Source organism: Saccharopolyspora sp. NPDC050389 (genome assembly GCF_040655595.1).
GTDB lineage: Bacteria > Actinomycetota > Actinomycetes > Mycobacteriales > Pseudonocardiaceae > Saccharopolyspora.
In genome coordinates this window covers 99,128-122,633 of the sequence record NZ_JBFAKG010000014.1, presented here as the reverse complement: position 1 = coordinate 122,633, position 23,506 = coordinate 99,128, and the positions used below count along the sequence as shown (strand labels likewise).

At 68.3% G+C, this 23,506-nt stretch carries 29 protein-coding genes and 1 tRNA gene; 24 read left to right on the top strand and 6 right to left on the bottom strand.

The genetic code is table 11. The features are described from left to right. The first annotated feature begins 4 nt into the window (after positions 1-4). A complete protein-coding gene (locus tag AB0I53_RS12010) occupies positions 5-556 on the top strand; it encodes an NUDIX hydrolase (RefSeq protein ID WP_358600436.1) in 552 nt (183 codons plus the stop codon). Here AB0I53_RS12010 and AB0I53_RS12005 read toward each other — a convergent pair. After that, positions 553-1,668 (bottom strand): hypothetical protein, encoded by a 1,116-nt coding sequence (locus tag AB0I53_RS12005; protein WP_358600433.1) that lies wholly within the window; start codon positions 1,666-1,668, stop codon positions 553-555. The two genes, AB0I53_RS12010 and AB0I53_RS12005, sit on opposite strands and share 4 nt — an antisense overlap. 197 nt (positions 1,669-1,865) lie before the next feature. Between AB0I53_RS12005 and AB0I53_RS12000 the strand changes: the two genes are divergently transcribed. Further along, complete coding sequence (locus tag AB0I53_RS12000; protein ID WP_358600430.1) at positions 1,866-2,069, top strand: hypothetical protein; 204 nt, start codon at positions 1,866-1,868, stop codon at positions 2,067-2,069. A gap of 56 nt (positions 2,070-2,125) precedes the next feature. Here AB0I53_RS12000 and AB0I53_RS11995 read toward each other — a convergent pair whose 3' ends face one another. Further along, positions 2,126-2,515 (bottom strand): GntR family transcriptional regulator, encoded by a 390-nt coding sequence (locus AB0I53_RS11995; protein WP_358600427.1) that lies wholly within the window; start codon positions 2,513-2,515, stop codon positions 2,126-2,128. Positions 2,516-2,597: 82 nt separating this feature from the next. Between AB0I53_RS11995 and AB0I53_RS11990 the strand changes: the two genes are divergently transcribed. The 21 genes from AB0I53_RS11990 (at position 2,598) to AB0I53_RS11890 (ending at position 18,832) form a co-directional block, all read left to right on the top strand. Continuing rightward, the gene (locus AB0I53_RS11990; protein ID WP_358600424.1) at positions 2,598-2,843 is read left to right on the top strand and encodes a hypothetical protein; all 246 of its coding nucleotides are present in this window, start codon (positions 2,598-2,600) and stop codon (positions 2,841-2,843) included. After that, entirely contained in the window at positions 2,840-3,184 is a 345-nt protein-coding gene (locus AB0I53_RS11985) for a WhiB family transcriptional regulator (protein WP_358600421.1), read from the top strand. The genes AB0I53_RS11990 and AB0I53_RS11985 overlap by 4 nt, the downstream gene beginning before the upstream one ends. Further along, positions 3,184-4,227, top strand: coding sequence for a hypothetical protein (locus AB0I53_RS11980; RefSeq protein ID WP_358600418.1), 1,044 nt, complete (start codon positions 3,184-3,186; stop codon positions 4,225-4,227). Before AB0I53_RS11985 ends, AB0I53_RS11980 begins: the two co-directional genes overlap by 1 nt. A 2-nt stretch (positions 4,228-4,229) precedes the next feature. Next, on the top strand, positions 4,230-5,243 hold the full coding sequence (locus AB0I53_RS11975) for a hypothetical protein (protein WP_358600415.1): 1,014 nt from the start codon (positions 4,230-4,232) through the stop codon (positions 5,241-5,243). A 20-nt stretch (positions 5,244-5,263) separates the two neighbouring features. Beyond that, complete coding sequence (locus AB0I53_RS11970) at positions 5,264-5,713, top strand: NUDIX hydrolase (protein WP_358600413.1); 450 nt, start codon at positions 5,264-5,266, stop codon at positions 5,711-5,713. Positions 5,714-5,760: 47 nt separating this feature from the next. Continuing rightward, positions 5,761-6,195, top strand: a complete 435-nt coding sequence (locus tag AB0I53_RS11965; RefSeq protein ID WP_358600410.1) for an RNase adapter RapZ — start codon at positions 5,761-5,763, stop codon at positions 6,193-6,195. Then, positions 6,192-6,581, top strand: coding sequence for an RRQRL motif-containing zinc-binding protein (locus tag AB0I53_RS11960; protein WP_358600407.1), 390 nt, complete (start codon positions 6,192-6,194; stop codon positions 6,579-6,581). Before AB0I53_RS11965 ends, AB0I53_RS11960 begins: the two co-directional genes overlap by 4 nt. Positions 6,582-6,600: 19 nt before the next feature. After that, the gene (locus AB0I53_RS11955; RefSeq protein ID WP_358600404.1) at positions 6,601-6,993 is read left to right on the top strand and encodes a hypothetical protein; all 393 of its coding nucleotides are present in this window, start codon (positions 6,601-6,603) and stop codon (positions 6,991-6,993) included. 89 nt (positions 6,994-7,082) lie between these two features. Further along, the gene (locus AB0I53_RS11950) at positions 7,083-7,532 is read left to right on the top strand and encodes a hypothetical protein (protein WP_358600401.1); all 450 of its coding nucleotides are present in this window, start codon (positions 7,083-7,085) and stop codon (positions 7,530-7,532) included. Next, positions 7,529-7,792 carry a hypothetical protein gene (locus AB0I53_RS11945; RefSeq protein ID WP_358600398.1) on the top strand — a complete coding sequence of 88 codons (264 nt, stop codon included), beginning with the start codon at positions 7,529-7,531 and terminating at the stop codon, positions 7,790-7,792. The genes AB0I53_RS11950 and AB0I53_RS11945 overlap by 4 nt, the downstream gene beginning before the upstream one ends. Beyond that, positions 7,792-9,054 (top strand): hypothetical protein, encoded by a 1,263-nt coding sequence (locus AB0I53_RS11940; protein ID WP_358600395.1) that lies wholly within the window; start codon positions 7,792-7,794, stop codon positions 9,052-9,054. Before AB0I53_RS11945 ends, AB0I53_RS11940 begins: the two co-directional genes overlap by 1 nt. Positions 9,055-9,154: 100 nt before the next feature. Next, positions 9,155-11,413: an FtsK/SpoIIIE domain-containing protein gene (locus AB0I53_RS11935; RefSeq protein ID WP_358600392.1), complete on the top strand. Its 2,259-nt coding sequence runs from the start codon at positions 9,155-9,157 to the stop codon at positions 11,411-11,413. Positions 11,414-11,640: 227 nt separating this feature from the next. After that, positions 11,641-12,063 (top strand): hypothetical protein, encoded by a 423-nt coding sequence (locus AB0I53_RS11930; protein WP_358600389.1) that lies wholly within the window; start codon positions 11,641-11,643, stop codon positions 12,061-12,063. 24 nt (positions 12,064-12,087) lie between these two features. Beyond that, positions 12,088-12,888, top strand: coding sequence for a hypothetical protein (locus AB0I53_RS11925; protein WP_358600386.1), 801 nt, complete (start codon positions 12,088-12,090; stop codon positions 12,886-12,888). A 37-nt stretch (positions 12,889-12,925) separates the two neighbouring features. Continuing rightward, entirely contained in the window at positions 12,926-13,393 is a 468-nt protein-coding gene (gene ssb / locus AB0I53_RS11920) for a single-stranded DNA-binding protein (protein WP_358600383.1), read from the top strand. 91 nt (positions 13,394-13,484) lie between these two features. Then, positions 13,485-14,444: a bifunctional DNA primase/polymerase gene (locus AB0I53_RS11915; RefSeq protein WP_358600380.1), complete on the top strand. Its 960-nt coding sequence runs from the start codon at positions 13,485-13,487 to the stop codon at positions 14,442-14,444. Beyond that, positions 14,441-14,767 (top strand): hypothetical protein, encoded by a 327-nt coding sequence (locus AB0I53_RS11910; protein ID WP_358600377.1) that lies wholly within the window; start codon positions 14,441-14,443, stop codon positions 14,765-14,767. Before AB0I53_RS11915 ends, AB0I53_RS11910 begins: the two co-directional genes overlap by 4 nt. Further along, positions 14,764-15,435 carry a DNA methylase gene (locus tag AB0I53_RS11905; protein WP_358600374.1) on the top strand — a complete coding sequence of 224 codons (672 nt, stop codon included), beginning with the start codon at positions 14,764-14,766 and terminating at the stop codon, positions 15,433-15,435. The genes AB0I53_RS11910 and AB0I53_RS11905 overlap by 4 nt, the downstream gene beginning before the upstream one ends. Continuing rightward, positions 15,432-17,081, top strand: coding sequence for a hypothetical protein (locus AB0I53_RS11900; protein WP_358600371.1), 1,650 nt, complete (start codon positions 15,432-15,434; stop codon positions 17,079-17,081). Before AB0I53_RS11905 ends, AB0I53_RS11900 begins: the two co-directional genes overlap by 4 nt. A gap of 355 nt (positions 17,082-17,436) precedes the next feature. Further along, entirely contained in the window at positions 17,437-17,673 is a 237-nt protein-coding gene (locus tag AB0I53_RS11895; protein WP_358600368.1) for a helix-turn-helix domain-containing protein, read from the top strand. Then, positions 17,657-18,832 (top strand): site-specific integrase, encoded by a 1,176-nt coding sequence (locus AB0I53_RS11890; protein WP_358600365.1) that lies wholly within the window; start codon positions 17,657-17,659, stop codon positions 18,830-18,832. Before AB0I53_RS11895 ends, AB0I53_RS11890 begins: the two co-directional genes overlap by 17 nt. A 56-nt stretch (positions 18,833-18,888) precedes the next feature. On the opposite strand, the gene AB0I53_RS11885 is transcribed toward AB0I53_RS11890, so the two are convergent. Then, positions 18,889-18,961: transfer RNA gene (locus tag AB0I53_RS11885), tRNA-Ala, on the bottom strand. 148 nt (positions 18,962-19,109) lie between these two features. Between AB0I53_RS11885 and AB0I53_RS11880 the strand changes: the two genes are divergently transcribed. Next, positions 19,110-20,444 (top strand): AMP-binding protein, encoded by a 1,335-nt coding sequence (locus tag AB0I53_RS11880; RefSeq protein WP_358600362.1) that lies wholly within the window; start codon positions 19,110-19,112, stop codon positions 20,442-20,444. A 9-nt stretch (positions 20,445-20,453) separates the two neighbouring features. Here the strand turns inward: AB0I53_RS11880 and AB0I53_RS11875 are convergent, their stop codons facing one another. The 3 genes from AB0I53_RS11875 to AB0I53_RS11865 all read right to left on the bottom strand — a co-directional run bounded on the left by AB0I53_RS11875 (position 20,454) and on the right by AB0I53_RS11865 (position 23,488). Further along, positions 20,454-21,791, bottom strand: coding sequence for an NAD(P)/FAD-dependent oxidoreductase (locus tag AB0I53_RS11875; protein ID WP_358600359.1), 1,338 nt, complete (start codon positions 21,789-21,791; stop codon positions 20,454-20,456). After that, a complete protein-coding gene (locus tag AB0I53_RS11870) occupies positions 21,784-22,110 on the bottom strand; it encodes a DUF6158 family protein (protein ID WP_358600356.1) in 327 nt (108 codons plus the stop codon). Before AB0I53_RS11870 ends, AB0I53_RS11875 begins: the two co-directional genes overlap by 8 nt. Positions 22,111-22,219: 109 nt before the next feature. Continuing rightward, positions 22,220-23,488 (bottom strand): MFS transporter, encoded by a 1,269-nt coding sequence (locus AB0I53_RS11865; RefSeq protein WP_358600353.1) that lies wholly within the window; start codon positions 23,486-23,488, stop codon positions 22,220-22,222. Between the last annotated feature and the right edge of the window lie 18 nt (positions 23,489-23,506).

The window sequence follows — 23,506 nt, the reverse complement described above, 5'->3', positions numbered from 1 at the left end:
ACCTGTGCCCAGCGAAGAGTCCAAGTGGATCGTCCATGGCGAGCGCACCGTTTACGACAGCGAGTGGGTGCGCGTCGGCCTCGCCGACATCTCGCAGCCGTCTGGCGAGCGGTTTGAACACCACACCGTGTGGTTTCCGCCTCCAGCCATGACCGTGCTGATCGACGACTCGGGCACCAACGTGCTGATGGCATGGCGGCACCGGTTTGCGCCCGACCTGTGGAATTGGGAGCTGCCTGGCGGGATTATCGATGCTGGCGAGGACCCGAAGCAGACCGCAGAACGGGAGCTGATCGAGGAGACCGGGTACCGGCCACGATCGCTTGAACCCATGATTACGTTCGAGCCCGCTGTCGGCATGTTGCGTAACCCGCATCACGTGTTCCTTGGCCGCGGCGCTGAGCTGGTCGGAGACCCGACCGAGGTCAACGAGGGCAGGTTCGAATGGGTGCCCCTAGATCGAATCCCCACGTTGATCCGCGAGGGAAAGATCCAGAATTCCGGAACTCTGGTTGGCCTGCTCCACTTCCTCGCTCTCGGCCAGGGATCTGACTAGTTTGCCAACAGGTCAGCAATGCGGGCACGCTGTCGAGCTGACCCGGTCCGCCCCGCGATCTCAGCAGCTCTCCGAGCGTGTTCCTTCGAATCAGCGATGTCACCGCGGCTTCTTAGGGCAAGCGCGAGATCTACTCGCAGGCTTGATTCCGCGCGCGTCGATGACAACGCCTGGTCCCCTTCGAGCGCAGACGTCAGCTCGTCCACTGCCTCGCTTGCACCAAGTCGGGCGAGGCAGTGGCCGCGCCACCGCGCCAAGTGCGTTTGGTTGAGCATCAGATACGGCAGATCAGGGTCCGTGTCCCCTGCTGGCAGCACCAAGGCCGCTTGATCGAGCATCCGGCGCGCCTGGTCCGCCTGGCCTGCGGCCGCGAGAAATTCAGCTTCAGCGGCAGCAAGCCAGGCGCGAAGCCGTGGCGGAACTCGCTTCGCGGTTTGTGGCGTGTGCGCGTACTGGATCAGCTCCACGGCGTCAGATGCCCGGCCCGCATCGAGAAGCGCATATGCCTGCTGAGCCGTGACGTGCGCGAGTGCGGCAGGGTCCTCTCCCTGTCTCGCTGCCGACTTTGCGATGTCGTGCAGGTTCCACGCCTTCGTGATGTCGCCGGCATCCAACGCCTGCCAACCTGCGAGCGCGGCACCTTCCGCAAGAGCGACAGCGGCCGCTGCGAAGTGCTTGCCGGGCAGCGCGTTTCGAAGCACCTGTTGCATGTGATCGACGTGGGCAACGGTCTGCGGAATGATGGCCGCGCCAACTCTCCGATCCATCAGCCGGTAATGGTCGGTCTGCTCGTCGAGCATTGCGACGAGTGTCGGGTCGAGTCGAAGCACATCGAGAGTCGCCGGCAGCTCGATCGGCGGCGGCAGGACAACTTCGACAAAGCCAAGAGCGGCTGGTGGGAGTTGAAATACCTCGCAGAGCTCACCTCGCCACTCGGTGGGATCAACGCGTCCCTGCTCCCACTCGGTGTACATCCTCTTGAGGCTCGAATCCTTCGGCGGCATGGCTCCGCGCTTTCGCCGAAGCTCGCGAAGACGAGCACGGACCTCTCCCTGCGACATTCCTGCCGCAAGTCGAGCGCGCTTCAGTGGCGTCGCCTCGGAGTCATCCACCGAAGATCCTCTCCCGCTTCGTTTCCGCTGGTAGGTCGCTGGTGAGTCTGAGTGACTCACCAACGACTCACCTCCGACTCATCTACTCATCATCGCAAACTCCGTCGATTCTTGAGACATGACAGCGAAAACAGCCGACGCCGGATGGTTCTGGCGGATCACCACGGCAGTTTCCGCACGAACCAAAGGAGCTATCGATGGCGAAGACCCAGTTTCCGATGATGCCGAAGGCGGGCGGCGGTGTGCTGGCAAAGCTGGTCGGCGTGGTGCTGGTCTTGGCGGTGCTCACCATGGTGGTGAAGCAGCCGGCCGAGGCTGCGGTGCTTGTGAAGGGGATCGCGGCGGGCTTTGGCGCCGCGGCCGAGGGCGCCGCTGCGTTCCTTCAGGGTGTGCTCGGTTGACGCCGAGTGGGCACTTCCGTGCCCACTCGGCGACTCCGTGGCGGCCACCAGCTGTCCTACCGTTCGGCCTTGCCGACTTGATCGGCGATCGAACCGAGCCGCTCTTCAAGATCCACCAACTTGGCGTTGACCTGCTCGACCTTTCCGCGCAACTCGCTGACCTCGGCGCGTGCACGTCCGAGCTCCTCGGCAATGTCAACGTCATCGGTCCGGTCGCTGACCTTCGCGCCAGCATGCTGCCGGATCGTCACAACGCCGGAGTCGCGCAACAACCGGACGGCGTGCATCGCGGTGTTGACTGCGACATCGTGATCCTTCGCAATCTGCCGATACGGCGGCAACGGCTCGCCTGGAGCAAGCAATCCGGAGTCGATCAGTTCAAGTAGCGCGTCTGCAACACGTCGGCTAGCTGGGCGTTTGTCCCCTTGGACTTCGTTCGCAACCACGTGATCAGAGTACCGCGACTTCGTCTTAAGACATGGGGTTGACAGACCCTCGTGTTGACCCTAATGTCTTAAAACATCAACGATGTCGCAAGACATCACGAAGGGAGTCGAGATGATCCGCAACACCACGGTCCCGGAGTCGGAGATGTCCGACATGGAGCTGTTGAGCCTGGCCCTGGAGGAGGCGCTGGACGCCCACGGCCGCGGCGTGATCATCGGCCCGGCCCCGAGCTGGGCCGAGTTGGAGCGTTCGATGCGGCGGGCTCGGAAGGCCGACACCTCGCGGCAGCTGAAGGTCCGCGGTGCGAGCGAGGGGGCTGCGGCATGAGCGCCCAGGAGCGGATCGAGCGTGGTGACGGGCTGTACCGGCTGCTGACCCGCCTCACCGGCGAGGATTTCGGTGGGCATCCGGAGTGCGCGGAAACCGACCCGGAAACGTTCTTTCCGGAGCCGGGTCGCCGGGACCTGGTCAAGGCGGCCAAGGCGATCTGCGGGCGGTGCCCGATTGCCGCCGCCTGCCGCGAGAACGCAATTCGTTCCGGTGAGCGTGGCATCTGGGGCGGCACGACCGAGGACGAGCGTCGGCAGATCCTCCGCCGTCGGCAGCTGGTCGTGGTGCAGGGCAATGCGGACGAGGTGTCGCGGGCGGCCGAGCGGGTGGCGGCGTGATGGCTCCCGAGAAGATGCTGGTGCGGTACGCGGACGTGCTCTGCGACGTGTGCACCTTCCAGATCCTGAATGACGGGTGGGGGCGGCGGTTCGACGATCTGAAACGCGGTGACTTCCGGCGCTGTGGCGCGTGTTCGTACCGGGCGCGGACGATCGTCGAGAAGCACGGCTCGGCAGGCCTGGTTGTCGAGCAGCCGCTGAAGTGGTTGTCCGAAGAGGACCAGCGCGAGTACGCCGCGGTGCATGAGGCGGCGCACGCCATCGTTGGCACCGATGCCGGGTTCCTTCTCCGGGATCTCGCGGTGGGCACGCAGGAGTCCACCGCTGGCGGGATCTCGTTGACCGCGGGCGGGTTGACGCGCTGGGAGATGAAGGGCGTCACCGTCAACACCGCCGATTACGCCACCTATCTGGTCGCCGGCATGCGGGCCAACCTGCGGTGGCTGGCCGACCGCGGGTGGGACACCCACGCCAACCGCATGGACGTCGCCTACGGCGGCTTCGGGGACGTGGTGAACCTCGAAGACGCAGTCGACGGGCGCCTCGACATGCGCGCCGTGATGAGGGACGCGAACCGCACCGTGGATGCCCGCATCGAGAAGCGCTGGCCCCACATCACGGCCGTTGCGCAGCGACTGATCACCCACGGCCGTGTGGACGCCGACGAATTCCGCAGCGTCGTCGACGCCGTCGACCGCCGCACCGTCCCGGACCCACGACCGGCGCAGGGGCCTAGCAAGCCCAGCAATCCCAGCTCGATCGCACCGATTTCTGGAGGTACCGCTATGTCCACACTCGCCGAGCAGGCCCGTACCGCGCTGTCCCTGGCCAACGAGAAGGCCACCTACGTCCAGGGTGCGTTGCAGCAGGCCGGGTTGGACATCGACGACATCATCGCTCAGCTGGCCCAGGTCACCACCGACGCCGAGACCGTTCAGCAGGCTTCCGGGATCTACCAGCAGGCCAAGGCCGACCTCGAACAGCTGCAGAGCCTCATCAACTCCGCTGTCGACACCACCCAGCAGTACGCCGGAGTGCTCTGACGATGGGCATCCTGCGACCGGCCGCCGAGTGCCTCTGCGAGGACTGCAAGCACCGCATCCTCACCCGCGGATGGAAGCCTGACCAGCTTTTCCCGCCGGACAACGACTGCCAGGCGTGCATGGAGACGGCAATGCGGACGGCCGCCCGTTACCCCGAGGGGATCATTCCGTCGTCCTCGTTGCAGAAAACCGGCCAGCTTACTCCCGAGCAGTTCCGGGCGAAGGTGATCCGCCACGAGGCCGCTCACGCCGCCGTTGCTCACTTGCTGGGGATGGACGTCACTCGGATCTACGTCGGTGACACCCGCGAAGACCCCGTTGAGCTCGGGAGCGTGGACTGGAAGTTCACCGGCGAGCTGAACATCGAGGCTCTCGCCGAGGTCTCGATGGCCGGCTGGGTTTCCGACCGGAAGTGGTTGGCCGAGAACGGATTGGATGACGAGACGCACCTGGTCTCGGTCTCGTCCGAGTCGCGCGCCGACATCGGCGTCGTGCTCGGGCGGGGCGCTGGTGGCGCCACGGTCGATCTCGGTGTGCAGCGCGCCGAAGAGAACTGGTCGGACTACGCGCCCTACATCAACGCGGTCGCCGAGGAATTGACCTACTTCGACGGGGACCTCACCCCGTTGGTCATGCGGGCCGTGATCGGGGAAGTGGACGACCGGCGCCGCCGCAGCTCCGCACCGTCTACCGCTCAACCCCCGGCGCGACCGTCAGCGCCGACCACCAACACCGCACCGATCTCTGGAGGTTCCGTAATGTCGACGCTTGCTGAGCAGGCCCGGAACGCGCTGAACATCGCCAACGAGAAGGCCGACTTCGTCCGGGGCGCGTTGCAGCAGGCCGGGTTGGACATCGACGACATCATCGCCCAGCTGGCCCAGGTCACCACCGACGCCGAGACGGTTCAGCAGGCTTCCGGGATCTACCAGCAGGCCAAGGCCGACCTGGAGAAGCTGCAGGGCCTGGTCAACACCGCCATCGACACCACCCAGCAGCACGCCGGGGTGCTCTGACCACAGTGGAGGACGTCACCATGGACTCGAACCGTTCGCTGAACGTGCCGGACACCGCCGACATCGTGCTCTTCGCCGTCGCAGACGGTGTGCCCCATGTGCTGCTGGTGCAGCGCAGTTGGGATTCCGACGCGTTCCCGGGCGCGTGGGCGCTGCCCGGCGGATTCGTCGACAGCGGCGAAACCGCGATCGAGGCGGCATATCGGGAACTGCGAGAGGAAACCGGAATCCAGGTTGCGGCCCTGGCCCTGGTCGGCCGCTACGACAAGCCCGGCCGGGACCCACGCGGGCCGGTGATCAGCGAGGCGTTCTCGGCGGTGCTGCCGGTCATGCCGCAGCCCGAAGCAGGCGACGACGCTCGTGCGGCCAAGTGGATCCCGCTGCATGAGGCGACGAACTTGGCGTTCGACCACGACCAGATCCTCACCGACGCCAAGAAGACCTTGCCCACGACCGCGCCCGCCTCCTGACCGTGCAGTACGCCGCCCAGTTCTGACCACAGTGGAGGAAGACCGTCATGAACTCCCCTGTCTGTGTGGTGGTCACCAGCTTCGGCTACGGCCACGCCCCGGCCCCCGGTCGTGCTGACGTCACGCTCGACGTGCGTCGGCACTTCCGCAACCCGCACCACAACCCGCAAATGCGGCAGCTGACCGGCCAGCACGAACCGGTCCGCAAGCACGTGCTCAACACCCCCGGCGTCCTGCGGCTGGTCGAGAACACCGCCCAGCAGGCGCGGGACCTGCTCAACGCATCCGCTGACACCCGCCAGGTGGTAATCGCGGTCGGCTGCGTCGGCGGCCGCCACCGCAGCGTCGCCATCGCCGACGGCATCGTCAGCGCCCTCAGGGATGCCGGGATCAACGCCGCCGTTCACCACCGCGACATCACCCGCGATGTCCTGCCTGCCGGAACCCACCAGCGTCTCGACACCACCGGGGACCTGCGATGAGCAGCCGGAAGCTGGAGCTGGTGGAGCTGCCCGACGGACGCCGGGAGTTCGGCTGGATTCAAGACGGCTTGCCGACCTTCCCATTCCGGTTCGCTCCGTCCGGCCTCGCAACCCGCCGGCAGCTGCGCGCCGCAGGGCTGTGCCCGGGCGGGCAGGACGTCGTAGCGCAGATCGTGTGGCGCCGGGGCAAGGCGTGGGCCGGGCTGTACCGGGTGGATCTGGCCAAGCCGAAGCGAATTCCGAGTGCAGGGCAGCGCCACGCGTGGCAGGCCGCGATGACCGCCCGCCGCCGCTGCATCCGATGTGGACGCGACGCCGGGTACTACCTGCCCCGCACCACCCGAACCTGTTGGACCTGCGAGAACACGGCCGCTACGGCCGCCTGAATCGAAAGGAGAACCCGTCATGAGTGAGAGGACGACCGCGGTCGTGAACGAGCCGAAGTTGGCGACCTACGACGAGAAAACGGAGCACCTGCGGGTCGTCGCCGAGCGTGGCGCTGACGCCCGGAAGCACCTGGGGGTGATCAGCGGCTGGCCGCAGCGTCGGGCGGTCCGGGTGCGCGCTGCGCAGGTGTGGAACGCCTTGAGCGTGCTGAAGACCGGCCCGCTCGGCGACTTCCCGGTGCGGGCGATGCACGACACCCCGTCGGATGGCGTGACCACGAACAACATCGGTCGCACCACGTCGACGATCTCCCAGTCCTGGGCGGCGGAGGTTCGCCGCACCTTCATCGCGGCGTTCCGCGCCGCGACCCCGAACGCCACGGCCCCCCGGATCGACAGCGGCGCCAAGTAGATCCGCCCCGGCCCAGCAGCTGTCCCGCCAAGAACGCCTGCTGGGCCGGGTCCCGATCCCGATCAGCGAACCGATCAGGAGGACTTTCGATGCTAAAGGCAACGCCAAGGCTCGATGCGTTCGAGCCGGAATGGGCCGCTACGGCGGTGCACGAGATCGGGCACGCCGTCGCCCACCAGCACGCGGGACTGAAGGTCCGCCGGGTCCGGATCTGGAAGACCTGGTTCACCGGTGCCGTCCGGGGCCAGACCGACATCGCCGAGTCGTGGCTGCCGGACGAGCTGCTGCCCGGCTTCCTGGTGGCGTGCATGGCCGGCCCCGAGGCCGAGAGGCACTGGCGCTCCCTCTCCGGGCACCGCGGCAAGACCGTTTCGCACGGCGACGACGTCGAGTTCCGGAAGGTCGGCAAGGGAATCGACCTGTCCAAGCGTCAGGCCAGCCAGCAGGCGCGGCGGCTGGTGGTCGCGGAGTGGGGCCGCATCGAGGTGCTGGCCGCCTGGCTGGCCGAGAACGGATCGCTGCGAGGAGGTGCGCTGTGAAGACCGTGGTGGAGGCATTGCTGATCACGTTGGGGTTGCTGGTGCTCGGGGTCCGGTTCGTCTTCTTCGGGTTGTTCACTGCGGTGGTGCCGGCGGTGGGCCTGGTGGTGGCGGCGGTGGTGTCGGGTGCGGTGCGCACCGCGGTGCTGTGCGCGGTGTTCCCGCTGGTAGCGCTGGCCTACCTCACGATCGCCGTGGCTGATGCCGCCGGGCAGGTTGTTCCGGCTCCGCGTCGGCCGCGGCCGCTGGGGGTGGCGTGATGACGACGCGACAGCCCGGTGGGGACGTCGTCGACGCCTACCTCACCAACGACGAACACCCGGAGGCCGACATGCAGCCCTACCGGTGGACCAGCCAGGACACGTTGGAGACCGACCCGCACGGCATCCCGCCGGTCGCGGCCGAGATCGACGACGCCGCGCTGTGGCCGACGGTGCGGGACCGCAAAGGCCGGGTGGTGCGCTCGTACCGGCCAGACCCGGCGGCAGTGCAGACCGCTGTGACGCGGTCGCGGGCGATGCGGCGCTACGACGTCGCCGAGCTGGCCGAGGCACCCAGCCACGACGAGATCGCCGAGGTGATCGCCCAAGGCGCCCGGCAGCGCAGCGACGGGCGGGCGCTGGACGACGCGAGGCACCGGCACGAGATCGACCAGGCCTACGCGCAGATCGACCACGACGCCCAGGTCGCCGACGACGAGCGGCAGCACGACAACGACGTCCGGCAGGCCCAGCGCCGCCAGGCGCGGGCGACCGACCCGACGAGCCTGCTGGTCCGGCTGGCGTGGGCAGAGAAGTGGCTGCCCGTCCTCGCGATGGTGCCTGCGGCTTTCGCCTTGGCGGCCGGGGCAGTGAACGTGTTCAACGAGTTGCAGCGGATCAACCCCGAGACGCGGTTGGTGAACTGGGCGGTCGAGCCGCTGTTCACGCTGCCGCTGGTGGTGATCCTGCTGGCGCAGATGCTCGGCGCGCTGCCCAAGCCGGACTTCTCCCGGGGCGTCGGCGCGGCGTTGCGCACCAACCGCTACGTGGGCATGGAAGTCGGCCTCACGGCAATGGCGATCGTGCTCAACGTGGTGCCGCACTGGCTGCCCAAGGATCACTGGACCGGCGACCTGGTGTGGCTCGTGGTTCCGGCCGGGCTGGGCTTCTCCGCCTACCTGGTTCCCCGCCTGGTGACCGACATCCGCCAGGCCCTCCGGGAGTGGTCCGCCGAGACTTCCCGCGCCGGCGAGAAGCGAGGGTTCTCCATCGTCTCTGACCTGCATGGGAAGAACCCGGAGACGCCGGGCGAGAACGTCGCCGAGAACCCGTCCGAGACCGCGTCTCGGCGCACCGTCCGAGAGCCAGAGAAGCGCACCAAGCAGGAAGCGCGAGAGACGTTCTTCGCGAAGGTCGAGCGCGGCGAGATCGACCCCGAGAACGACTCGGTGAACACGGTGGCGAAGAAGCTCGGCACCCGCTGGGGCAACGCCAACGACTTCCTCGCCGAATGGCGCGACGTGACCGCGTCGGCCGCCTAACCACCCCTGAAACGCACTTCGGCCCCGCCGCACACGAGCGATGGGGCGGGGCCGACCCATCCCTTTTTCCGCCTGGCGACACCGCCGAGAGGTGAGCGACATGATGCCCGAACACATGGGTGAGGTGATCCGATTCCCTCACCGCGACACCACCGACCAGACCGATGGCGAGGTCGTGCGCGCGGTCGCCGAACGCATCGACCCGGACGAGGTCTCCGAGCAGCCCAGCACGCCGTCGACCGGCCTGACCGAACGCCCCAAGGCGCCGCCGGCGCTGGCAGGGAAGCCCCGGAAGACCGCGCGAGGGGCGCTGCCGACCGGGACGCAGGCGGTGAAGTTCACCGGCCGCCACCTGTACTACCTCGGTGGCGGGGCGTGGGACACCTTCTCTGCCAGCTACAGCCGGTGGACCGGCCGGGATATCGATGCCCGGATCGACGCCGCCCGGGCCGCCGGGGAGCACGGGGTGGTCGCGCAGCTCTCGGCGCAGCGCAACGAGTCCCGCAAGCTGGTCATCGAGCGCATCAACGTCTTCGGGCACCTGCTGCTGCAGGCCCCGAAGTTCCTCGCCATGACACTGTCGGTGATCACCGCGATCACGCTGGTCGTGGCGATCATCGCCCAGATCCAGCCCGGCGGACTGGACTTCGCCACCGTATGGACCGGGCTGTTCGAGGCCCTGGCCACCGGGTTCGAGTGGGTAGCGTGGGCGGCGTCGTGGCTGCCGTGGGCCGGTGTCGCGCTGCTGCTGGGCGTGCTGGTCAAGGGCTACAACCGGCGGCGGCGTGACCAGGCGGTTCCCGCGGCGCTGGCGCCACCGGTGCCGCGTTCGGAGCTGGTCAACATCACCCCGCACGCGGTGGTCATGGCGCTGCGCAACCTCGGCATCGCGGAGCTGCGGAAATGGATCGACAACGCGGACGAGTCGCAGCGTGCGGCGATGCTGGGGCCGGTCACCCGCTACGGGCCTGGGGTGCAGGTGGAGGTCACGTTGCCGCACGGGGCGGTGACGTGGGCGGATGTCAATGACCGCCGCGACAAGCTCGCCGGGAACCTCGACCGTGGCCAGCACGAAGTCCACATCGAACGGGACGCCTCCAGCGAGCGGGAGTTCACGCTGTGGGTCGCGCATTCTGGTGCCCTGGACCAGCCGGTGCCGCCCTCGCCACTGCTGGACGAGGACTTCGGCCCGGTCGACATCTACCGCGACCTGATGCCCTGGGGTGTCTCGCTCAAGGGCGATGCGGTGCTGCTGAACCTGCTGCAGCAACACTTCCTGCTGGCGGGTCTGTCCAAACAGGGCAAGACCGCCGCCGCCCGTGCCCTGGCGTTGTGGGCGGCGCTGGACCCGTCGGTGCGGTTCCGCATCGCCGACCTCAAGGGCTTCGGCGACTGGTCGATGTTCGCCGACCTGGCCGAAGAACTCATCGAGGGCGCCGGCGCCGAGAACTTCATCGCCACCGGCGACATGCTCGAATGGGGCGTCGGGGAGATGGAACGCCGCTACGAGAAGTGGCGGGCGATGGGTCGCAAGGGCGACGTCGACCGTGAGTCCTCCCAGCCGGGCAGCGGCTTCGAGCCGCTGATTCTGATCGTGGACGAGATTCAGAAGCTGTTCACCTGCACCACCGTGCACCCCGACGGCGGCGATATCGGCGGCACCGGCAAGAAGTCCCGGGCCGTCCGCGCTGCTCAGGCCCTCCACGACCAGGCCCGCGCGGTCAACATCCACTTCTGGGAGTTCGCCCAGAACCCCACCAACGCCAACCTGCCGGTGGTGGTGCGAGAGGGCGCGATGATCCGCGCCAGCCTGCCGGTGGGCACCGAGTCCATCGCCAAGATGGCCCTGGGCGAAGCCCCGGTCGACACCGGTGCCGCCCCGCACGCCCTGCGTGTCGGCAAGGACCGGGGCGTGGTCGTGCTCGCCCCGGGCGAGTCGATGGACCTGCCCGGCGGCGCCACCCACACCACGGTGCGCACCCACTTCATCTCCACCGAGCAGGCCTACGACATCGCCGAACGTGCCAAGCAGTTCCGCACCGGCATCCAGCACCGCCAGAACACGCCCGAACAGCGGGACCTGCTCGACGACGCGGCCGCAGTGCTCGGTGACGACGACGACGTCCGCGACACCGACATGGTCGTCCGGCTCCGCGAACTGGCCGGAAACACCTACCGGCCCTACCAGAAGCTCACCGGCACCAAGCTCCGCGACCTCCTCGACGACGATTACGGAGTGGAGTCGAAACAGCGGCGGGGCTACTGGCGGATCCGCGCGAACGACGTCCACGCCGCCCGCGCCCAACGCGGGGTGGGTGGGGACGACGGCGGCACCGAAAACCCGCCCGCAGAGCCCTGATCACGACGTTTCCCGAGCGCATTCACCCATCCACCCACGACACATCACGACTGGTCAACAGTGGTGGATCCACCGGGTGGCCGCCGGGGTGGCGATCCACCCCGCATCCCTGAATCCACCACCCCACCCACCACGCGAAAACAGCCGCCGTGCCGCGCCTCAGGCCGCTCACGGCCCGACCCAACACACCCAACAACAGTCACAGACAGTCACGAAATGGAGATGGCATGACCACGCTGAAGAGTCTCCCCGAGATCACCGCCGTGCTGGCCAACTGGCTCTCGGCTCAACCGCTCGACGACCTGCCCGAAATCTCAGGGGTGTTCGTCTACGGCCCCGAGCGCTTCCTACTCCCGGCGGAGACGCAGATCAAGATCCAGCTCGGCAGCTCGAACGCCGCACTTGCTTCGCTGGCGGACTGGGCCGAACACCTGGACACCACCGTCACCGCGACCCGCGCCAGGTCGAGTTCCAACACGTTCGCCGCGATCAGCACCGCCACCGAGGACAACCACGGCATCACGCTGTGGAACCTCCTCGACACAGACGCGCAGATCGCACTCGCCACTCGCCGCATTCACGTCCTCCCAGACGAGCCGCTCGAGATCACCCTCGCGCAGCTGCGCGCCGCCAGCGGCCACGCGGCCTGACACCACCACGAAAGGAGAACCACGATGCACGCACCCACCGCCACACCCGTTCCCGAGCGGCCGCTGCCGACCCTGATCGAGTACGCCTTCGGCTCGCGCCGCGCACCGCGCTCGGTGCCCGGCATCGCCGAGTCCACCCCGGTCCCCGGGCTGGTCGTGGCCCCACACATCAAGTCCGACTTCCGCACCGGGCAGTGGCGCTTCACCGGTGAGTGGAGCGTCCGGCACGCCTACTCGGGTGTCCTGGTGCTCGGCTGCCCGGGCGCCGGCCTGGGCCACGCTCGTGAGGCCGCCGAGCTGCTGGCCCGCAGCTTTGTCAACTGGACCCGGCCCGCCGAGCTGCTGTGGGCCGATCCGTTCGGCCGCGAAGTGCAATGCGAGACCCGCCGCCAGGTGGAGGCCGCGATCAGCGAGGACCGTCCGGTGCTGCTGCACACGACGAGCTGGCGGCAGGTTCCGCCGCCGTGGCTGGTCGACATCACCGACACCGACGGCGAGTGGATCGAGAGCTACTACTGCCCTGGCTACGACTCGGCCGAACGCCTCGCGATCGAGCTCGGCCGCGAACTCGGCCTGCTCGCCGGAGTGCGCAAGGAAATCACGATCAGCCGCCTGACCGATCCGCTCTGGGAGCTGCACTGCGCCCGCCGCGGCTGCGACAGCGTCCTGCTCAACGACGAGTACGAGGTTCCAGAACAGACCTCCGTCCGTCACGACCTGGCCGCCGCCGCCGAAGACCAGCACTGGCGGCAGCTCGACGCCCGCCGATTGCTGTGCGCCACCTGCAACTTCTTGTTCCGGGCCACCGCGTCCGGCGTGCTCTGACCGAAACCCCACCCCTGTAAGGAAAGGACGTTCCGTTATGGCTGGACTGCCTGAGATCACCATCGCCGGGACCGTGGTCGCCGACCCGGAGATGCGGTTCACCACCTCCGGTGTCGGGGTCGTGAACTTCACCGTCGCCGCCAACGACCGCCGCTACGACCGCGAGAAGGGTGAGTGGGTCGACGCTGGGGCGACGTTCCTGCGGTGCTCGATCTGGCGCCAGGCCGCCGAAAACGTCGCCGAGTCCGTCACCAAGGGCACCCGCGTCGTGGTGACCGGTGTGCTGCGCCAGCGCAGCTACGAGAAGGACGGGCAGACCCGGTACGCGTTCGAAGTCGACGCCACCGAAGTTGCGGTGTCGCTGAAGTTCGCCACCGCCACGGTCAACAAGGCCACCCGCAGCAGCGGGGGCGCCCCCGCAGCGCCGGCGGGCTCGGCCGAGCCGTGGGGTTCCGCGCCGCCCGCGGGATCGGGTGGCGGGTTCTCCGACGAACCGCCGTTCTAGGCCCTTCGTGCCCTGGCCCGTTTTCGGGATGGCCCGCTCGGTGTTCTTCCGGGTTCGAGCGGGCCTCCCTCTTCCTTGGGAGGTGATCCTCATGTCCGCACGCGACCAGCTTCTCCAGTGGGCGCTGTGTCTGGCAGAGCTGGGCTGGAAGGTGTTCCCCCTGAACCCCGGCAGCAAGGTCCCGGCGCTACACGGGCACCGGAGCTGCCCTCGTACCGGCGTCTGCGAGAACGGGCACCGCAAGCCTGAACAGCGCGCGAGTGGTGACCCGGACCGGATCCGGCGCTGCTGGTCGACCCGCCCGTACAACATCGGGTTGGCGACCTGGCCGTCTGGCCTGGTCGTGGTCGATCTCGACCTGCCGAAGCTGGTCGGCGTTCAAGGCGGCCGGGGCATTGGTGGGGGGCAGTCGGGCGCGGAGGTGTTCGCCACGCGTGCTCGCCGGGAAGGCTCGGTGGTGCCGGCGACCTACACCGTGGCCACCCCTTCCGGTGGGACACACCTGTACTTCCGGGCACCCGCCGGCGTCGAGTTGCGGAGCACGCAGGGGGAACTGGGGCCGCTGATCGACACCCGCGCCCGTACCGGGTACGTCGTCGCACCGGGATCGATCACCCCGGAAGGCGCCTACGAGCTCTACGACGACACCGAACCCGCAGATCTCCCGGGCTGGTTGGTCCAGGCACTGGCTTCCAAGCCGTCAACGGCGATCTCAGCGCCACGAGAGATCGCCGCTGCGAAGCCCTCCGCCTACGTGTCGGCGGCACTGCGGGATGAGGCCGAGCGGGTCGCAACGGCTAAACCAGGGCGGCAGAACGACGCTCTCTACTGCGCCGCGCTGGCTCTTGGACGGCTCGTTGCCGGCGGGGCGGTCAGTGACGCGCAGGTTCGAGCTGTTCTGCACCAGGCCATGTCCCGGCTGTCTGATGTCCGCCCACACGATCCGTGGACCCCGGCCGCCATCGACGCCACGATCAGTTCCGGTTTCCGGGTCTCCGCCCATCGCCCCCGCTACCTCGGGACCCGAGCGGGGCGGGGTGTGGCGGTATGAGCGACTACCCCGAACCCCGGCGCGGCGACTGGGTGACCTTTCACCGAGACCCGCTCTACGGCCCCACATGCCACCGGGCCTGCCGCTCCTCCGGCGGACACAAGGGTTTCCCGTGGGCGGGACAGGTCGAGGGCCGCCACCACGAGCTCGTTCACGGCCGCCCGGCGTATCGGATCCGCTACTGGCACGACGCGAAAAACGGCCAGCGCGAAGCACTGACCACCGTCCTGCCCGCAGACCGGCTGATCGCCATCACCCAACCACCCCGCGGCATGCCCGTTCTCGTCCCCACCAGCCGAATCGTCCTGGAAGGTGCCGCATGAGCCGCCCCAGTCTGTTGGATTTGTTCTGCTGCGCCGGCGGCGCCGGGATGGGCTACCACCGCGCCGGATTCGAGGTCGTCGGCGTCGACATCAACCCCCAACCGAATTACCCGTTCGAGTTCCACCAGGCCGACGCCGTCGAGTTCCTCGCCGCCCACGGCCACGAATTCGACGCCATCCACGCTTCGCCGCCGTGCCAGGCCGGATGCACCCTGACCGCCGGCACCAACAAGGGCCGCATCTACCCGCAGCTGATTCCCGCGACCCGGGATGCACTCGTCCGCACCGGGCGGCCGTGGGTGATCGAGAACGTCGCGGGCGCCCCGATCCGCAAGGACTTGATGCTCTGCGGCGAGATGTTCGGCCTCGCCGTGCTCCGCCACCGGTTCTTCGAGCTCGGCGGCTGGACGATTCCGCAGCCCGCGCACCCCCAACACCGCGGCCGAGTCTCTGGCATGCGTCACGGGAAGTGGTTCGAGGGCCCGTACTTCGCCGTCTACGGCGAGGGCGGCGGCAAGGGCACGGTCGCCCAGTGGCAGCAGGCCATGGACATCACCTGGACCGCGGTGCGCAAGGAAATCGCCGAAGCGATCCCGCCCGCCTACACCGAACACATCGGCGCCGCACTGCTCGACGTCCTCGCGCCACCCGAGGGGGTCGCAGCATGACCGAAGCGCACAGCAGCACCACGCGCCCGTTGTGGCCGGTCGGCGCCGACGGTCGGCCGAAGGTGCGGGTTGGGACCAACCCGGACGCGATCCGCGTGCTGACCACGGCAGTGGGCAACCGGCTGTTGCCGGACACCTACGTCCAGGACGGCCTGCCGGTGGTCGTTGAAGCCGTCTCCGGAGCCGGGGATCCGACAGCGGGTGACGACGACGTGGCCCTGCCCCTGTCCGCGGCGGCGCTGCGGCCGCCGCTGCTGGCCAGCCTGCTGGCCGAGCACGCCCATGTCGTGCAGAACAAGATGGACCAGGAGGGCAACCCGACCGAGGTTGAGGTGTCCCCGTCGGGGTCGGTGCTGGGTGCGGTGCTCTCGCGGCGGTCCTGGCCTGAGCTGCCGGTGCTGCGGCGGATCATCTCCACACCCGTTCTGCGGCCGGACGGCACTCTGCTGCAGCAGCCCGGCTACGACGAGGCGACCGGATTCCTGCTCGCCGGCCGGGCTCACCTCGACCCGGTGCCGGAGCGTCCCACCGCGGCGCAGGTGGAGCAGGCGCGGGAGTTCCTGCTCGACCGGTTCCTGCACGACTTCCCATGGCGTACCCCCGCGGATCGAGCGAACTACCTCGGCCTGCTGGTGACGCCGATCATCCGGCCGTTCACCCGCGCGCTCAGCCCGTTCGGGGTGATCGACGCGACCATGCCCGGCAGCGGCAAAACGATCCTCTCCGGCTGCGTCGGACTGCTGGTCGGGCAGCGGGTGCTGACCTGGACCGATTCTGAGGAAGAGCTCCGCAAGTCCATCACCACTGTGCTGGCCGATCAGGTCGGCGTGATCGTGTTCGACAACCTCGAAGAAGGCGCCGTCGTCAACTCCGCCGTGCTCGCGCGGCTGGTGACCGAGCGGACCTGGACCGACCGCAAGCTCGGTTCCAACACCGCATCGACGTTCCCCAACGACCGGTTGTGGTTGGCCACCGGGAACAACCTTCGCGTTGGCGGGGACATGGCCAGCCGCACCGTGTGGGTCCGCCTCGACCCCGACTGTCCCCGGCCCGAAGCCCGCAGCGGGTTCACCATCCCCAACCTCGACAGCTGGATCCTTGACCCCGCCAACCAAGCCACCGTCCTCCGCCACGTCCTCACCCTGATCCTGGACTGGACCGCCGCCGGCGCGCCGACCTCCACCAGCGTTCCGCAGATGCGGCAGTTCACCCGCTGGGCGCAGCAGCTCGGTGGATTCCTCGAACACCACGGCATTCCCGGCTTCCTGTCCAACGCCGAAGAATCCCGCGAACTCGACGACGACGCCACCGAATGGCAGGCGTTCCTCCTCCGCTGGCACCTGCTCCACGGCACCAAACCCATGACCGCCAACGAACTCCGCGCCAGCGCCGAACCTGAATACGGAACCCCCGACCCCTGGGTTGGGAGCTTCCCCACCACCGCCACCGGCAAGCTGCTCAGTCCGAAGTCACTGGGACACCGCCTGACCGGGCAGATCGGCCGATGGCGCGGCGATGTCGTACTACGCAGCGTGAAGGACAAACACACCAAAGTGCACGCCTACTGGGTCGAACGTCAACCCGACAAACCCGCACCCCCCAAAAAAACCCCGCAAACCCCGCAAACCCCGCAAGATCAGCCATGACCAGCAAAAACACTCCCAGTGTTCGGACTTGTTCAAACTCCGCAAGGCCACCATCAAACCCCGCAAACCCCGCAATCTGGCGGTGTTTGCGGAGTTTGGAAACCGGAGCTCAAACCACAATCACCGCAATCAAAACCCCAGATCACACGTCATTTTGCGGGGTTTGCGGGTTTAAACCTCGACTCCCGAGCCTGACAACAAACTCCCGACCAACCAGCCCAACCCGACCACCACCCAGCACCGCCACGGCCGTCACCACGCGTAGCCGGTCCACAGCTCCCAACCCTCAGGGAACTCCGCCGCCCGCCCTGCGCCGCGATGGCCCCTGCCCACCACCAACACCAAGGGGGACCGCATGACCGCCGAGCACTTCACACCAGACGAGATCCCACGACGACTGCTCTACCCGATCAAGGAAGCGATGGTCCTGCTCTCGATAGGCCGCTCGACCATCTACGAACAGCTCCGTGCGGGCCGACTGCGTTCGGTCACCCAAGGCGCGTCCCGGCTCATCCCGGCAGCTGCGCTCGACGAGTACGTGGCACTTCTCGAAAAGGAAGCACAGGAGGTCCGCAGTGACGAAGCGGCGTAGTCGAGGGGAAGGCGGCCTGCACTGGAACGCACAACGACAGCGCTGGATCGCATGGGTAACTGTCGGCTTCGATGCGAAGGGCAAACGCAAGACGCGAAGCGCGAGCGCAGTCACCAAGACGGAGGCCAAGGAGAAGCTTCGGAAGCTGATCAGCGACCGCGACAGCGGACGCCCCGCTCCTGACGGTTACACCGTGGAGGACGCCACCGAAGGGTGGCTCACATTCGGATTGAGCGGCCGCTCGGCGAAGACCGTGCAGAACTACCGCCACAACGTGGCCAACCACGTCATTCCGTTCCTGGGTAGGAAAAAACTAGTCGACCTATCCGTCGAAGACGTCGAGAAGTGGCTCGCCGGCCGTGCAACTCAGCTCAGTACGCGGACGCTGCGACTGCTGCACTCGATCCTGAATCGGGTGGTGCGGTATGCGCAGGCGCGCGACAAGGTCATGCGAAACGTCGTGGAGCTTTGCGAGATCCCAGTTGGCCTTGAGGGACGGCCCTCGAAGTCGCTCACGATCGAGCAGGCCGAAGCGGTTCTGAAGGCGTCCGAAGGTTCGAACATGCACGCTTACATCGTGCTTTCGCTGCTGATCGGTGCACGTCAGGAAGAACTCCGCCCGTTGACCTGGGATCACGTGGATCTACATGGCGCCCCGAAGGCGAACCCGCCCGTCCCTCGCTCGATCGAGGTCTGGCATTCCGTTCGCGAGGGCGGTGACACGAAGACCAAGAAGTCGCGCCGCACCTTGGCGCTTCCGATGCGATGCGTGGTCGCTCTTCGCCTCCACCGACTGCGACAGCGACAGCTGTCGAAGCAGCAGGGGCGACAGTGGGACCCGCAGGGGCTGGTCTTCCCATCAGCGGTGTGGACCGAACTTGACTCGCACAACGTCCGACGCTCGTTCCGTAGGGTCGTCAAGGCGGCTGGCTTGACTCCAAAGGAGTGGACGCCCCGGGAGATGCGGCACAGCTTCGTCTCCGTGATGTCGGCATCCGGAGTCCCGGTGGAGGACATTGCCCGGCTCGTTGGCCACAGCGGTACGCGAGTGACCGAGCTGGTCTATCGAAAGCAGATCCGGCCCGTGATCGTGGAGGGGGCAACCGCCATGGACAGCATCTTCCAGAGCTTGAATCCGAAGCGTCAGACAGGCAGTTAGGCAGGCAATACGAAACCAGGGCCGATGCTCAACCGCATCGGCCCTGGTAAAAGGGGTGGAGCTGAGGGGATTCGAACCCCTGACCCCTTGACTGCCAGTCAAGTGCGCTACCAGCTGCGCCACAGCCCCTTGTTCTGTTTTCCCGAGGTATTCGGTTCGTTTCCGCCCCGCTCATCTCGTGTGCCATAACAGTACAACAGCCTTCGGAGGGGTTTTCAGGGGGGTCCCCCCTGTTGGATCTACCCACGGGCTCGGTCGAGCTGCTACACCGTGGGTCGTGGCGACAGCGCAACGCGTGCATCCTCCGCTGGTGGCTCCCGAGGCCGAGGGGGTCACCCCTGAGCAACGCCGTGAGCTGCAGGAACGTCGGTTGCGCCGGCTGGTCGACCGGCTGTTGGCCGCCGGCGGCCTGCAGGCCGGGCGGCTTCAGGACTGCGGCGTCTCGGCCGGCTCCGACGTGGGGCTCGACGACCTGCCCCGGTTGCCGTTCGTCTCGAAGCAGGACTTCTGGGATAACTACCCGTTCGGGCTTCGCGCGGCAGCCGAGGAGGACATCGTCTGCGTGCACGGCACGTCCGGCACGTTGGGACGGCCGACGCTGGTGCCCTACACCGCGCATGACGTCGACGTGTGGGCGCAGGTCATGGCTCGGGCACTGGGCGGCGCCGGCGTGACGCGGCGCAGCGTCGTGCACTGCGCCTACGGGTACGGCCTGTTCACCGGCGGGCTCGGCGTGCATCACGGGGCGACGCGGCTGGGCGCGACCGTGCTCCCGGTGTCCAGCGGCGCTACCGACCGGCAGCTGCGGTTGCTGCTCGATCTGCGTCCTGACGTGTTGTGCTGCACGCCGTCGTACGCGACCTACCTCGGCGAGGCGCTCGCTTCGACCGGGATCACCGCCGATCAGTTGTCGCTGCGGGTGGGGTTGTTCGGGGCCGAGCCCTGGACCGCGGAGATGCAGCAGGGCATCGAGGGGCTCCTGGGGTTGCGGGCGCTCAACATCTACGGGCTCGCCGAGGTGATCGGGCCGGGCGTCGCTTGCGAGTCGTTAGATTCCGGGGGCTTGCTGAACATCGCCGAGGACCACTTCTTCCCCGAGGTCGTCGGCCCGGACGACGAGCCGCTGCCCGACGGCGAGGTCGGCGAGCTGGTGTTCACGACGTTGACGAAGTCCGGCACTCCGCTGCTGCGCTACCGCACCGGCGATGTGGCGTCGCTGAGCGGGCCCGCTCCTGGTTCGCCGCGGACGTTGCGCCGGATGAGCCGGGTGTTGGGGCGCACCGATGACATGCTGGTCATTCGCGGCGTCAACGTGTTCCCGTCGGAGATCGAGGCCGTGCTGCTGGCCGATCGGCGGGTGGCGCCGCACTACCTGATCGTCGAGGACCGCCGGGACCGGTCGCGCCCGGAGCTTCGGATCGCCGTCGAGCCGCGGGAACCGAACGGCGACAGCGAGCTCCTGGCGCGCGAGCTGGCCGCCGCGCTGCACGCCCGGCTCGACATCTCGTGCATCGTCCGGGTGCTCGACCACATTCCGCGGGTCGCCACCGGCAAGGCTCAGCGGCTGGTGCGGTGGGAGCACGGCGTCGTCCCACTGCCCGGCCTCGAATGATCGCAGCGATCAGACGGCGTGGCCGTGGGGCTTGGGCAGGCCGCGGGTGTTGGCGGCCTTGACGAACTCGGCTCGGGGATCGTGCAGTTCGCCGAGCGCGACGACCTGGCGGCGGAACGGCAGTTCCAGCAGCCAGTCGCCGAGGATGCGCGCCTTGTGGGACGCGGTCGGCATCTTCGCGAGGTGGTAGGTGCGGTGCAGCAGCCACGCCGGAAGGCCCTTCAGCTTGACCCCGTGGACCTCGGCGGCGCCCTGGAACAGGCCGAGCCCGGCCACCGATCCCGCGTACTTGTGCTTGTAGTTGACGAGTTGTTCGCCGCGCAGCATCGCGAGGATGTTGTCCGCCAGCACCTTGGCCTGGCGGACCGCGTGTTGCGCCGACGGGCTGCACAGGGCGTCCGGGTCGCTGCTGGTCAGGTCCGGCACCGCCGCGCAGTCGCCGGCCGAGAACACGTTGTGGGTGCCGCGGACCTGGAGCTTCGCCGTGCATTCGAGGCGCCCCTTGGCGTCCCTCGGCAGGTCGCTGTCGTCGAGCATCGGGTGCGGCTTGACGCCTGCCGTCCACACCACGGTGTCGGCGTCGAACTCGTCGCTATCGGAGAGCACCACGTGTCCGTCCACGAAGGACTTCGCGGTGGTGTTCAGCTTCACCTCGATGCCGCGTTCCTCCAAACGCCGCTTGGTGTACTCGCTCATCGGCGGGCTGACCTCGGGCATGATCCGGCCCATCGCCTCCACCAGCACCCAGCGCATGTCGCCGGCCGAGACCTGCGGATAGCTGCGGATCGCGTAGCGGGCCATGCTCTCCAGCTCGGCCATCGCCTCGATGCCCGCGTAGCCGCCGCCGACGAACACGAACGTCAGCAGCCGCCGGCGGAGCCGCTCGTCGGTCGTGCTCGCCGCAATGTCCAATCTGGACAGAACGTGGTTGCGCAGGAAGATTGCCTCGCCGATCGTCTTGAACCCGACGCCCTGCTCGGCCAGGCCGGGAATGGGCAGCGCCCGCGAGATCGAACCGGGCACGACCACCAGCATGTCGTAGCCGAAGTGCTCCACCTTGCCGTCGCCGAGGGTCGCGGTCAGCTGCTGGGCGGCGTGGTCGATGGCGGAGACCTGCGCGGTCAGCACCTCGCACCTGCGCAGCGCCTCCCGCAGCGGCACCACGACGTGCCGTGGCTCGAGCGATCCGGCCGCGGCCTCGGGCAGGAACGGCTGGTAGGTCATGTGCGGCTGGGTGTCGATCACCGTGACCTTGGCCTCGCCGGGCTGCAACTTCCGCTGCAGGCGCAGCGCGAGGGTCAGGCCGACGTGTCCGCCGCCGATGATCACGACACGTGGTTCAGGCATTTTGCGGCTCTCCTCTCGCACCGGAGCGGGTGCGGCGGGGATCCACCTCGCGCTCCGGGTGCCGCCGCAGGTACTCCTGTTCGAGCTCGAAGGTGCGCGCCGTGTGTTCCCGCAGCGCGTCCGGCGAGCCGTGCAGGAAGGTGTCGTTGCGGGTCGCGTGCAGGTGGCGCAGCTCCTGCAGCAGCAGTTCCTCGGCCAGCTCGCAGCCGGGAATTCCGGTGGTCGTGCTCATGTCGTCCTCCCGCATCGGGCAGGCAGGCGAACGACGCCGCGGGATCGACGTCAGTGCCGGGATACCCAGCGCTCCGCGGCCGGACACCTGCCCCATCGTGCCCCCAGCCTGCGGCGCGGCGGGCGGTTCGGCGACTCGATCGAGATCAGGGCGCGGGCGAACCGGAGCGGGTCGAGGTGGCTCCTCGCCCTGGCGGCTACGCCGCGTCGGCGGCCGGTTCGGGGCGCGGCGGGGCGGACGGGCGGGTTTCCGGGGCGCCGATCCAGGCCGCCAGGCCGAGGACCGCGGTGAAGCCGGTTACGGCGAACGCCGCCTGGTAGGACACCGTGTCGGCGAGCACGCCGGCGATCAGCGGGCCGAGGATCGCGCCGAAGTCGGCGGACATCTGGAACGCGGCCAGCACCGGCCCGCCCTTGCCCTTCGCGCCGACGATGTCGGCGACCGCGGCGTTCTGGGCGGGGTTGAGGATTCCGGCGCCCATACCCGCGATCAGCGAGGCGGCGAGGAACCACGGGACGGAGTCGGTGAAGCCGAGCGAGGCGGTGGCGAGGCCGGAGACCAGGAGCCCGGCGAGCACCAGCGGCTTGCGACCGCGCTTGTCGGCCATCCGGCCCGACAGCAGCAGCACCGCGGCGTTTCCGACGGCGAACACGGAAAGCGCGACGCCGGCCATCGACTGGGTGGAGCGCAGCGCCTCGACCACGAACAGCGGCACCAGCGCGATCCGAACGCCGTAGACGGCCCAGCCGTTGCTGAAGTTCGACAGCATGGCCGCCCGGTAGGAGCGGTGGCTCAGCGCCTGCCGGACCGTCATCGACGGCGCTCCGGTGTCGGCCTGCCGCGCGGCGAGCGTCGACTTCCGCAGCAGCAGCCAGCCGATGAACGCCGCGACGAACAAGGCGATTCCGTAGGTGATGAACGGCAGGCGCAGCGAGTAGCCGACCATGACGCCGCCGATGATCGGCCCGGAGACGTTGCCCAGCAGGAAGCTCGTGGCCCACACGCCGGACGCGCGGCCGCGCATGTGCGGCGGGGCGAGGCGGACCAGCAGCGCCACGGCCGACACCGTGAACATCGTCGAGCCGGTGCCGCCGAGGGCGCGGAAGATCAGCAGCTGCCAGTAGGAACCCGCGAACGCGCAGGCGGCGGTGCTGACGCCGACGATGGTGATGCCCCACACGTAGATCGAGCGCTCGCCGAAGAACGACACCAGGCGGCCGCTGACCGGCGCGAAGGCCAGCCGCATCAGGGCGAACGCGCTGATCACGAAGGAGGCGGCGGCGACGCCGACGTCGAAGCTGGTGGCGAACGTCGGCAGCGCGGGCGCGACGATGCCCATGCCGACGGCGACGATGAAGCTGCCGACGACGAGGATCCAGATCTCGCGGGGCAGGGAGTTGGTGCCGGAGTCGCCGCTGTCGACGGGTTCGATGGTCTCGTCCGCCGTGACCGGGCTGCTCGACACCGTTCCTCCCAAGATGTT

Excerpts from the sequence above, each read along its gene's own strand:
- AB0I53_RS11970 (WP_358600413.1), top strand. The coding sequence starts at position 5,264 with ATGGACTCGAACCGTTCGCTGAACGTGCCGGACACCGCCGACATCGTG.
- AB0I53_RS11975 (WP_358600415.1), top strand. The coding sequence starts at position 4,230 with ATGGGCATCCTGCGACCGGCCGCCGAGTGCCTCTGCGAGGACTGCAAG.
- AB0I53_RS11955 (WP_358600404.1), top strand. The coding sequence starts at position 6,601 with ATGAGTGAGAGGACGACCGCGGTCGTGAACGAGCCGAAGTTGGCGACC.
- AB0I53_RS11965 (WP_358600410.1), top strand. The coding sequence starts at position 5,761 with ATGAACTCCCCTGTCTGTGTGGTGGTCACCAGCTTCGGCTACGGCCAC.
- AB0I53_RS11930 (WP_358600389.1), top strand. The coding sequence starts at position 11,641 with ATGACCACGCTGAAGAGTCTCCCCGAGATCACCGCCGTGCTGGCCAAC.
- AB0I53_RS12000 (WP_358600430.1), top strand. The coding sequence starts at position 1,866 with ATGGCGAAGACCCAGTTTCCGATGATGCCGAAGGCGGGCGGCGGTGTG.
- AB0I53_RS11950 (WP_358600401.1), top strand. The coding sequence starts at position 7,083 with ATGCTAAAGGCAACGCCAAGGCTCGATGCGTTCGAGCCGGAATGGGCC.
- AB0I53_RS11910 (WP_358600377.1), top strand. The coding sequence starts at position 14,441 with ATGAGCGACTACCCCGAACCCCGGCGCGGCGACTGGGTGACCTTTCAC.
- AB0I53_RS11940 (WP_358600395.1), top strand. The coding sequence starts at position 7,792 with ATGACGACGCGACAGCCCGGTGGGGACGTCGTCGACGCCTACCTCACC.
- ssb (WP_358600383.1), top strand. The coding sequence starts at position 12,926 with ATGGCTGGACTGCCTGAGATCACCATCGCCGGGACCGTGGTCGCCGAC.
- AB0I53_RS11960 (WP_358600407.1), top strand. The coding sequence starts at position 6,192 with ATGAGCAGCCGGAAGCTGGAGCTGGTGGAGCTGCCCGACGGACGCCGG.
- AB0I53_RS11895 (WP_358600368.1), top strand. The coding sequence starts at position 17,437 with ATGACCGCCGAGCACTTCACACCAGACGAGATCCCACGACGACTGCTC.
- AB0I53_RS11875 (WP_358600359.1), bottom strand. The coding sequence starts at position 21,791 with ATGCCTGAACCACGTGTCGTGATCATCGGCGGCGGACACGTCGGCCTG.
- AB0I53_RS11905 (WP_358600374.1), top strand. The coding sequence starts at position 14,764 with ATGAGCCGCCCCAGTCTGTTGGATTTGTTCTGCTGCGCCGGCGGCGCC.
- AB0I53_RS11925 (WP_358600386.1), top strand. The coding sequence starts at position 12,088 with ATGCACGCACCCACCGCCACACCCGTTCCCGAGCGGCCGCTGCCGACC.
- AB0I53_RS11990 (WP_358600424.1), top strand. The coding sequence starts at position 2,598 with ATGTCGCAAGACATCACGAAGGGAGTCGAGATGATCCGCAACACCACG.
- AB0I53_RS11900 (WP_358600371.1), top strand. The coding sequence starts at position 15,432 with ATGACCGAAGCGCACAGCAGCACCACGCGCCCGTTGTGGCCGGTCGGC.
- AB0I53_RS11985 (WP_358600421.1), top strand. The coding sequence starts at position 2,840 with ATGAGCGCCCAGGAGCGGATCGAGCGTGGTGACGGGCTGTACCGGCTG.
- AB0I53_RS11935 (WP_358600392.1), top strand. The coding sequence starts at position 9,155 with ATGATGCCCGAACACATGGGTGAGGTGATCCGATTCCCTCACCGCGAC.
- AB0I53_RS11915 (WP_358600380.1), top strand. The coding sequence starts at position 13,485 with ATGTCCGCACGCGACCAGCTTCTCCAGTGGGCGCTGTGTCTGGCAGAG.
- AB0I53_RS11980 (WP_358600418.1), top strand. The coding sequence starts at position 3,184 with ATGGCTCCCGAGAAGATGCTGGTGCGGTACGCGGACGTGCTCTGCGAC.